Origin of the sequence: Desulfosporosinus cupriresistens (genome assembly GCF_001707885.1) — a bacterium.
Classification (GTDB): Bacteria; Bacillota; Desulfitobacteriia; order Desulfitobacteriales; family Desulfitobacteriaceae; genus Desulfosporosinus.
Window position 1 is genome coordinate 23,547 of the sequence record NZ_MASS01000049.1, and the last position, 8,291, is coordinate 31,837.

General features: G+C 42.0%; 11 protein-coding genes and 1 riboswitch. All 11 genes read right to left on the bottom strand.

Going from position 1 to position 8,291, the window contains the following annotated elements:
• Positions 1-13: 13 nt before the first annotated feature.
• The 11 genes from DSBG_RS16625 to DSBG_RS16675 all read right to left on the bottom strand — a co-directional run bounded on the left by DSBG_RS16625 (position 14) and on the right by DSBG_RS16675 (position 7,585).
• On the bottom strand, positions 14-262 hold the full coding sequence (locus DSBG_RS16625) for a hypothetical protein (RefSeq protein ID WP_176716301.1): 249 nt from the start codon (positions 260-262) through the stop codon (positions 14-16).
• Positions 259-1,143 carry a gas vesicle protein GvpN gene (gene gvpN / locus DSBG_RS16630; RefSeq protein WP_068965378.1) on the bottom strand — a complete coding sequence of 295 codons (885 nt, stop codon included), beginning with the start codon at positions 1,141-1,143 and terminating at the stop codon, positions 259-261. Before gvpN ends, DSBG_RS16625 begins: the two co-directional genes overlap by 4 nt.
• A gap of 5 nt (positions 1,144-1,148) precedes the next feature.
• The gene (locus tag DSBG_RS16635; protein WP_141694348.1) at positions 1,149-1,514 is read right to left on the bottom strand and encodes a hypothetical protein; all 366 of its coding nucleotides are present in this window, start codon (positions 1,512-1,514) and stop codon (positions 1,149-1,151) included.
• Between the two features lie 58 nt (positions 1,515-1,572).
• Positions 1,573-1,779: a gas vesicle protein GvpJ gene (gene gvpJ / locus DSBG_RS16640; RefSeq protein WP_009624388.1), complete on the bottom strand. Its 207-nt coding sequence runs from the start codon at positions 1,777-1,779 to the stop codon at positions 1,573-1,575.
• A 308-nt stretch (positions 1,780-2,087) separates the two neighbouring features.
• The gene (locus DSBG_RS16645; RefSeq protein ID WP_141694349.1) at positions 2,088-2,537 is read right to left on the bottom strand and encodes a hypothetical protein; all 450 of its coding nucleotides are present in this window, start codon (positions 2,535-2,537) and stop codon (positions 2,088-2,090) included.
• Positions 2,538-2,742: 205 nt separating this feature from the next.
• Positions 2,743-2,970 carry a hypothetical protein gene (locus DSBG_RS16650; RefSeq protein WP_068965381.1) on the bottom strand — a complete coding sequence of 76 codons (228 nt, stop codon included), beginning with the start codon at positions 2,968-2,970 and terminating at the stop codon, positions 2,743-2,745.
• Positions 2,971-3,258: 288 nt separating this feature from the next.
• On the bottom strand, positions 3,259-3,564 hold the full coding sequence (locus tag DSBG_RS16655) for a hypothetical protein (RefSeq protein WP_068965382.1): 306 nt from the start codon (positions 3,562-3,564) through the stop codon (positions 3,259-3,261).
• A gap of 186 nt (positions 3,565-3,750) precedes the next feature.
• Positions 3,751-4,806, bottom strand: coding sequence for a DUF6385 domain-containing protein (locus DSBG_RS16660; RefSeq protein ID WP_068965383.1), 1,056 nt, complete (start codon positions 4,804-4,806; stop codon positions 3,751-3,753).
• 429 nt (positions 4,807-5,235) lie between these two features.
• Entirely contained in the window at positions 5,236-5,982 is a 747-nt protein-coding gene (locus tag DSBG_RS16665) for a UPF0280 family protein (protein WP_068965384.1), read from the bottom strand.
• Positions 5,983-6,384 (bottom strand): NIL domain-containing protein, encoded by a 402-nt coding sequence (locus DSBG_RS16670; RefSeq protein WP_068965385.1) that lies wholly within the window; start codon positions 6,382-6,384, stop codon positions 5,983-5,985.
• A 4-nt stretch (positions 6,385-6,388) separates the two neighbouring features.
• On the bottom strand, positions 6,389-7,585 hold the full coding sequence (locus DSBG_RS16675) for a homocysteine biosynthesis protein (protein WP_068965386.1): 1,197 nt from the start codon (positions 7,583-7,585) through the stop codon (positions 6,389-6,391).
• Positions 7,586-7,805: 220 nt separating this feature from the next.
• A riboswitch (SAM riboswitch) is annotated at positions 7,806-7,931 on the bottom strand.
• Between the last annotated feature and the right edge of the window lie 360 nt (positions 7,932-8,291).

Sequence of the window (8,291 nt, forward strand, 5' to 3'; positions counted from 1 at the left end):
CAAACATTACGACTTAATCGTCAGTACGTAGGCCGTGTACACGCATTTTTAGTGTCCGATTAAGTTTCTGTAACTCCTTTTTAACGACCAGTACCCGTTCCTCTATCACCCTGATCCGTTTAGCTATCTCCGTTTGCTCGACCTCTAGTCGATGGAGTTCCTGGTCATACACATGCATCTGGAAGAAGCTTGGTGCATGATCACGGATTGGAGGTCGAACCAACTTTGGCCTTAAAGATGGAGCATGGCGCATCATTTTCACTTCCTATCGTCTGGGGTGTATCTATTTAATTCCTTTTCAATAAGTTGAGCAAGCACAGAATTGCGCTCGCCTTCGTTTTCATTGAAAATTTCCGATCCAATAACATCTATTAAGATCTGGTGGAATAAAGGATTTGAGCGGACAGGTTTTGATCCATTCGTTGCTAAGATTGTAGCGACCATAATTGCAGCACGAATACTAGGCTTCTTGACCTCATTCCCTCGAAGTCCACGTATGATATCTACAACACGGGCTGCTTCGCGCCAGGGCAAACCTGATCGACCTGCAACAATAGCTACCTCAGATTCATGATCCAAACTTTTTATCGCTATAGTGATTACACGGTCTTTCAATGCATCCTGAAGCACGTGCACCCCTGCATATTCTGATGGATTACTGGTAAAAAGTACTGAGAAATCAGGGTGGACAGTTAAACTTGTCTCTCCTTTTTGAAGCGCAGTTAGATCCAAAGTCTTCTCCTGCAGAACTGAAAGAAGTACATTATTCGTTTCTGGTCTGGAACGAGTGAAGTCGTCATAGACAAAAGTGTGGCCATTTCTGCAGGCATGAGTTATCCTGCCATCATACCAAACACTGTCCATAGATTCTTCAGCCTTCCAAACAGAATGAACATAATTGTCGAGCAATTTCTTCCTGCGCATTCCCGAGTTCCCACCGACTAAGTCAGAGGGTTTATACTCGTCATTGCCCTGAAGCGTTACAATCGGGCGACCCAAAAGTTCAGCAATATGCATTGCCAGGGCAGTCTTTCCCGTTCCGGCCGGTCCACAAAAATGAACGGCATAACCGGCTTGGAGATAGAGCAAAGCGCGGTTCGTTAAGTCCCTAAAATATGCAGTTTCGATAAATGCATCTGGCAATTGCCTTACCTCCCTGTACGCTTTCTTAACAGATAACCTCCCGCTTCGTACCAGCCCTTCAATTCTTCTCCCCGCTCATTCAACCATGTTCTCATTTCATCGATTTGCGAAGCTCTAGCGGCCTTCAAATCCTGCTCCATGGTCTTCCTTTCTCCTCTATACTTATTTAACAAACCACTAGTGTCCTGAAGAATTTCTGTTCTAGCGATCTGTTGATTACTACTATCAATGTTTCGTAGCTTAGCAAGTTCTTTCCGATCACTTATTACCTTTGTCCGAATATCTGAATGGAGTGTATCTAATTCGAAATTCCGTTGATCGAACTCCTGGCATAACACACGCCCTAATTCGGCAAGATTCATGCTCATCATTTTTTCTCCTTTATATATTAAATGGGAGGGAGTCTCTCCCCCTCCCTAACATTCAATTTTAGAATTCGTGATGGAGTTCTGTTAAACCAACTGCAGCTGCATATCTCAGCCAGGTGTTAACACTAGCAATGACTACACGAGCATCGATCGCAAGAAGTTCAATCCCCACAAGAGAAACCCGTACATATGCGTCGATAACGATACCTTTGTCTAAGATACGATCTACAACTTCTGCTAAGCTCGAGGAATCAATGTCCTTTTTCATTCAATTTAACCTGCCTTTCTAAATTAAAGAGGAGATTTTGGGGAATATCGCTGGCACAGCCCTTCCATCCCCTCCCTTATTCGTAATTTATGTCTCGTGTAGAAAAGGTGTGAAAGTTTTTCAGCAATTAAGTTCCCCGCTCCATTTTCCTTACACTGTATGTATACAAGACGATTATGGTTACCTGATCCATAATATGGATTCAAAATTTTCCTTTTTTGAAAACCGATCCCCTTAAAACAGAAAACAGAAAAAACTTGGTCGATTTAGACTTTTAATACGACACCCCTGTTGAAAGGTTAAATTTTCTAAACTAGAAGGTTATACTTATTCCATTTTTGTATCAGCTGATTTGCAACTTCTTTAAAATCTGATTTGGGAGTAAAAATAATTTCATGCTTTCCATATTCATCCGTTATTACAACGCAAAGATATTGTTGTTCTACCTCAGGATTCACAGCATTTTTTATATCTTCGTTATATCGCTCCGGCAAATTAGAAGTAATCTTAATTGAATCGATCTGGGAAAATAAAAAAACTTTGCGATTAAAAGCAATTGCATCCATAGGGTGAAGCGACATTGCCATTGACCCTCTTGTTAACTCCGGATGACCACCGATCATTATAACTAATTTTGCCATATAAGGTTTACCATACATTTCATCGATCTCTTTAAATCCTGAACGTGATTTTAGAAGAATAATAAGTACTACTAATAACAGAATGCCGCAAAAACTAAGAGTTATCAAACCAACCACCTCTTCTTTACCTCACTTTCATACTATTCTCTGGCATACTATTAGCATATTTATGATTAATAAAATTGCTACCCAAATTAGTCTCTCTCTTCATCATTCCTTAAGCTAATCAGGTTTTTAGCGGGTATGAATTTAAAAAGAGGCTAAAGATAGTGCTTATGCCTATCCTCACCTCAATAATCAATATATTTTATTGTCTATGTCTTTATGAATTGTCTTTAAGACGATCCACTAGCTTTTCCACCATTATCCGCAGATCATTTTTTACACGTTCTGCCTTCACACTAACATTTAGAAAATCCATTGCTCCGACGACCGATCCGCAGTCGGTACACTGAACAAAGAGTACTGCTCGTGTGGTTCCCTCCAGATTATTAGCGTGGACAACCTCAAATTTGCTGCCTCCGCATTTTATGCATTGAGATTGCGCCATACTCACCCACCTCCTTACACTGAGGTTGAAGCGTATTTACTTATACTTAAACTTCTATCACTATATTTTTCAACTCCCCTTCCTTTCTCTTTCAGCGCAGTATTTATTTGTTGCATGTCAGTATAATATTCACTCACTCGATATAAAGTTTACTTTGTGGCATATATCCCACGGGGCAGCGCACACAGGGAGGTACAAGTGGAATTGTCCTATATCCTTCTTAAGTTAGACGGTGCATATGAAATGTGCCGTCCACCTACACTCTGTCACCTCGTCCTCAAGTCCCTCTTAGTGTTTTTTCGCCTTACTAAACGACTGGAAAAAATCATGAGCAAAGTTAGCTCCTTTTCCTATCACCAATCCAGTTGTAGCTATACCAATAATTGGGGTTGAAATCTTAACATTTAGCAGCTCAAAAGCATTAATGTTGGTCTGAAAAGCAAGGAGTATACCACATGCCAAACTCAATATTTCCAAAGTAAGGGGCCTAAACTTATCAGGGAACATGGGAATAGAGTAAACAATGTCTTTAAAAATCTCAACTAATTTCTCTACCACAACGGCTAATAAGAACACTAAAGCAAGCCCGTCCAAAACAACCTCTCCTCTATAAACCTACCTTCTCCTTCCTATTACTACATTATATTCCAGTAAATTTATAAGGTTCTTTGATTACCCTTTAGCTAACCTCGAACGCAATTCAAGGAATGCAAGTTAATGTGCAAGTCAAGAACTGTCCCCAACTTGCATAACCGAGCGCTGTGTCACTCAAGTCCCACCCTAATTTTGAGCTTGAACCCAAATTCTTAGTGTTGTTACAGCTTCCGCCCAATAACATATCCTAGTATATCGCAAAAAAACTCCAGGAGAGACAATAACTAACTTTTCGGAACCTACTTCTCTTTGCTCACCCTCTAACGCCCAATGAACACCGTCCGGACTTAGCTCAGCTTGTACATATGCAGGCAGAGCTCCAAAATTATAAACCGCAAAAGAAAAGCGCGGCAATGCCGAGACATCGCGGGTTGTTGTCACTGACATTGTTTGCTTCGCAGTTACATCTTCGAGGCTTTCATGGAATCCATGGCCAAAGATTTCGACTTGGGCGCGACCGCAACTTGATGTGGCTAAAGGAGCTTGACTACTTCCACAAATTTGAACCCGGTCACGAGTCGGGTTTAAGTTTCGTACATCAGCATCAATCTTTGCTTGAACAGTTACTGGAATCTTCAAGGGAATTGGCATAGCAAGCTGAATCGGCTTAATTATTTCTCCAATAGTTTGAATATGACTAATCGGCTGAATCTCTTTTCTCACTTTCTTCACTCGCTTCTTAATACGGTTAGGAGAAAGGGGATAGGCGATTAATTTATATAGATATATATGTCCCGACCCTAATACTCCTGCTTCCAAACGTAGGCGCACAACATCTGAACCAACACTAATATTTTGTTTCAAGTGCTCCAGCTCTACCCCCAGCTTAAAACAAAATTCCCAAGGCATAGCTGTATCTCCGTTTGATCTAATGGGGTATATCCGTAAATAGGACTGCAATTCAGGCATACCACTTCTTAAGATTAATAATATCTGCCAATCCGATTTGTTTTCTACGTTAAGAGAAGCCTCCAGTGTTTGAATAATACCTGCTCTAATAGCCGTAGAATTATTAATGTCCACAACGGGCGTTTCCAAAGGTTCATGCCTAAACCTCCAGCTCGTTTCATGATTTCCACCAATTTGAAGCCATCCCTCTGGAAAACTCGGGTGGGCTTTACTTTCTATGAGAAAATCTCCGTTTTGTACGCCATTGAACTTCTCTTTAAGAGCTCTTTCCATCTTTATAGACCTCCACCATCGGGTTATTAACAGTGCGCTGTCAATTTATCCTATCTATTAAATTCTAAAAATAGCACTCTTATGAATATAACTATGCAAAAAATTCATTCCATTTCAAGGCTATTTTTCAATTAAATTAATGAATAAAACCAGTTATTTGTTATTTTCTTTTGATTTCGACACATACTTCCTATTGCTCTCATATTATCCCAAAAACTGGGCATTGAATCTCGTCACAATTCGTGCTAAATTTGTCTTGTACAAGTTATCTAAAGAAACTAAAGACATTAGCGCAAAAACTTAAACCTCCCGACGGGGAGGTTTCTCTTTTTATCAGAAATTTTAAGGGAAGGAATTAACTAGATGCTAATTCCTTCCCTTTGATACGTGGGCGTCATAACCCCATTTCTTTTAGAATAACGGCGATTATTAAATATTCATTGGAATTAACTTTACACTACCTTGAACCGCCAAACGATCGTCTTTAATGAGCAGTACCCCAGTAACCCCTGTGATCTTTGATGCAAATTCAAGAGTTCTTTCCAAATCATCAACTGTCTGAATAAGGTTCCCACAGGCCGTTGCTACTGCATCCGCTAAGGCCACTGAAGGAGAGAGCACTACAACAGCATCGGCTTTGCCAAAGCTCAAGGAATGCCCCACTTTGCCGGATGAAGTGCAGATCCCTAATGGGGTTTGGTCGGGTCGAATCTCAATTGCAACTCGATTAGTGAGTGGTGAATCTCCTGCAAAGACCCCAACCTTACGAATACGACTAGTACGCATATATATATCTCCGCCGTTTTCTACAATCACATCACGTGAACGTTTCCCAATCGCTCTCCCAACCCACTCTGCCACCGCTCCAGCAACGGAGGCCATTGGCCCCACCCCAGCAAGACGGCCCGCTTCGGCCATAGTCTGAACTATCAAAGGAGCATCTGACAGAACCGGGTATGGAGTTAAGGCCTTCAAAAAACCAGGGTCTCTCCGGACATAATCTTCAAGTGGCCCGCGACAAGCTCGAATCGTCTCTTCAACCCACTCTACCAGTTGAGTTGAAAACCGTTCTTTACGAACACCAATATCCAAATCGGTTTCCTCAACAACCATTTGAAAATGTACCAGATCCTCCTGGCGGTGATGCTGCCGATAACTGCGTTCCGTGAAATTCAATTACAAACGAACCTCCATGGCCCGCATAGGGCAAACTTTTGTGCAAAGTAAGCAGACAATGCATTGATCTCCATCAAAGCGAACTTCCATAGACGGACGTTCCATATATAAAGCACCCGTGGGACAAATACCTGTACACGCTCCACACATTACGCATTTTTCTTCATTACGCACAATTCCTTGGTTTAAGTCCTGCACTGAAATCCCCAAACTGCGTAAATAATTTAGCCCTTCCTCATTTCGCTCCCCGCTTACTTCCAAGACCATCGTACCTTCTTTTTGAGGGTTGACGTCAGCCTTTACAATATTAACCACCAAATCGTAGTCTTTAACCAAACGATAAACAATCGGTTTAACCGAGCTATCTGTCCCAAAACGCAAAACTATTCTCTTCGGTGACATTAAATCAATCCTCCTTTAAACTGTGGGCGATTACGCCATCAGCGGGTGAAGGTAGTGTCTTGACAGGTTCTGTCAGCTCAAATTCACCTTTTTGAATCCACTCTTTCAGGGTGGAAGCAATCTCACGAGCCCGAGGCATACTTGACAAAGGTGCTGTGAGAATTTCCTTGCCATTAACCTTGATCTTGCCACTCTTTAGGTCTGCATAACTGACATACCCTAGATTACCCGGTGTAAACGAGGGATACGCCTCCCCGTAGTCGACAACGGGAGCAAATAATTCTTCATCCTTCAAAGCTGCGTACCGGGCAATTTCTTCATTAAGAATAGGGATGGGCACGCCAATCCCTACACTGAGCGTTGCACCATAACCAAGAAAGCTGGTTCCGACAAGCCACCTTGGACTCATTTGCTTCAAATCTCCAGTGACGGCAAGGGTCCCTCCTGCCCCGCTAAGTTCTTGACCCTCGATATTCATCATCGAAGGGAAATGTTGTGTGCCATTCCAAGCGACATAACCAATACCACCTCCGAGAAAAATCTTCGTTCCCACTCCAATCGTTTTAAAATGAGGATCCTTTAGAAGCGGGCTCAGTTGTCCTGACGTAGAATAGTTGGCATTCCCTAAATGAGGTTTGATCATCCCCATATACGTGTAAATAACACGATCAGTTAAGTTTACAGCACAATTATAATTCTGATAGGCGTTCCTAGGATTATAAAGGATAGCCTCATTGATCTCATCCAATGTAATCGTGGTTTCCAAATTGCGCCGTGGGTAACAGTCAGTACCATATCCCAAAGCTTTTAATTTAACTGATTTGCGTGCTACGAGATCTTGAATAACATGGCCCCCACCGTACCTGAATTCTCCCGGATAGTTACTATTCAACGGATCATCTTCCTGTAATTCAGCTGCTCCAATAAAGGCGTCTACTGCTGCTATGCCTGTATAGGCCGCTACGCCGTTTAACCATACTTTCTGCATTTTCATCCGTGGTTTTGTGTGACCAAAACTTAAAAAGGCACCTGAGGAACACATTGGGGCAAAGGTTCCAGTTGTTACCACGTCGACTTCTTGAGCTGCTTTGGAGAGACCTTTTTCCTCCACCAGCGCAATGAGTTCCTCCGCAGTCATAACGACTGCTTTTCCAGCTTTAATCTTAGCATTGATCTCTGCGTAGGTCTTTTGAACACTCATGAATTTCTCCACCTCCCAATTTGTACTCTCTTCTAAAGGTACATAAGAAACTTTCTTCAGGTGAAGTTTCCAACTCCAGCCTGAAATTTAATTGAACCTACCAAGGAGCTTACCGCCACTTAACTTTCAAATAATCAACTCGAAACTTCTACTGATGGTTAATATAGAAAAGACCTCTTCCTAGATAGAAGAGGCCAAGATTACGCGAAAATCGACACTCCTCTTATCTGCCAGAAGAATTCTCTTCTGCAAGAATTAGCACCATGCTTGTGCAAGCCAAAACATAGCGTGCAAAGCGGGTTGCCGGGTTTCATTGGGCTAGTCCCTCCACCACTCCGGATAAGAGCATAAAGTATTCAATTCATTACGCTGAGTCTAACATCTGTCTTATATCATGTCAATATGAAATTTTAGTATATCAAAACAGCTAGGCCTTGCTAAAACGGCCGCCTTAGTCGTATTGATAGAACAGCCCCGAGAAAGGCTGGCCGAGTATCCCTGTAGCCAAGACTCGAACAGGACATTCGAGGTTAGAGCGCCGCCATGGTTTACTTTCTGCCCTAGTATAAAAAAAGTGTCAGGATAAGCCGTGATAACGTACTGTAAAGAAAACGACTTTCGTAGGAGGTTGAGTTTTGTATGATTAGGCCAACCCAACTTGCACCAGACTTTGAAGCTGAGGCTTACCACTTAGGTAATAAAGTCA

Bases quoted from the DNA above. Each gene is read 5' to 3' on its own strand.
- DSBG_RS16670 (WP_068965385.1), bottom strand. From the start codon at position 6,384: ATGTCACCGAAGAGAATAGTTTTGCGTTTTGGGACAGATAGCTCGGTT.
- DSBG_RS16675 (WP_068965386.1), bottom strand. From the start codon at position 7,585: ATGAGTGTTCAAAAGACCTACGCAGAGATCAATGCTAAGATTAAAGCT.
- DSBG_RS16660 (WP_068965383.1), bottom strand. From the start codon at position 4,806: ATGGAAAGAGCTCTTAAAGAGAAGTTCAATGGCGTACAAAACGGAGAT.
- DSBG_RS16635 (WP_141694348.1), bottom strand. From the start codon at position 1,514: ATGATGAGCATGAATCTTGCCGAATTAGGGCGTGTGTTATGCCAGGAG.
- gvpJ (WP_009624388.1), bottom strand. From the start codon at position 1,779: ATGAAAAAGGACATTGATTCCTCGAGCTTAGCAGAAGTTGTAGATCGT.
- DSBG_RS16650 (WP_068965381.1), bottom strand. From the start codon at position 2,970: ATGGCGCAATCTCAATGCATAAAATGCGGAGGCAGCAAATTTGAGGTT.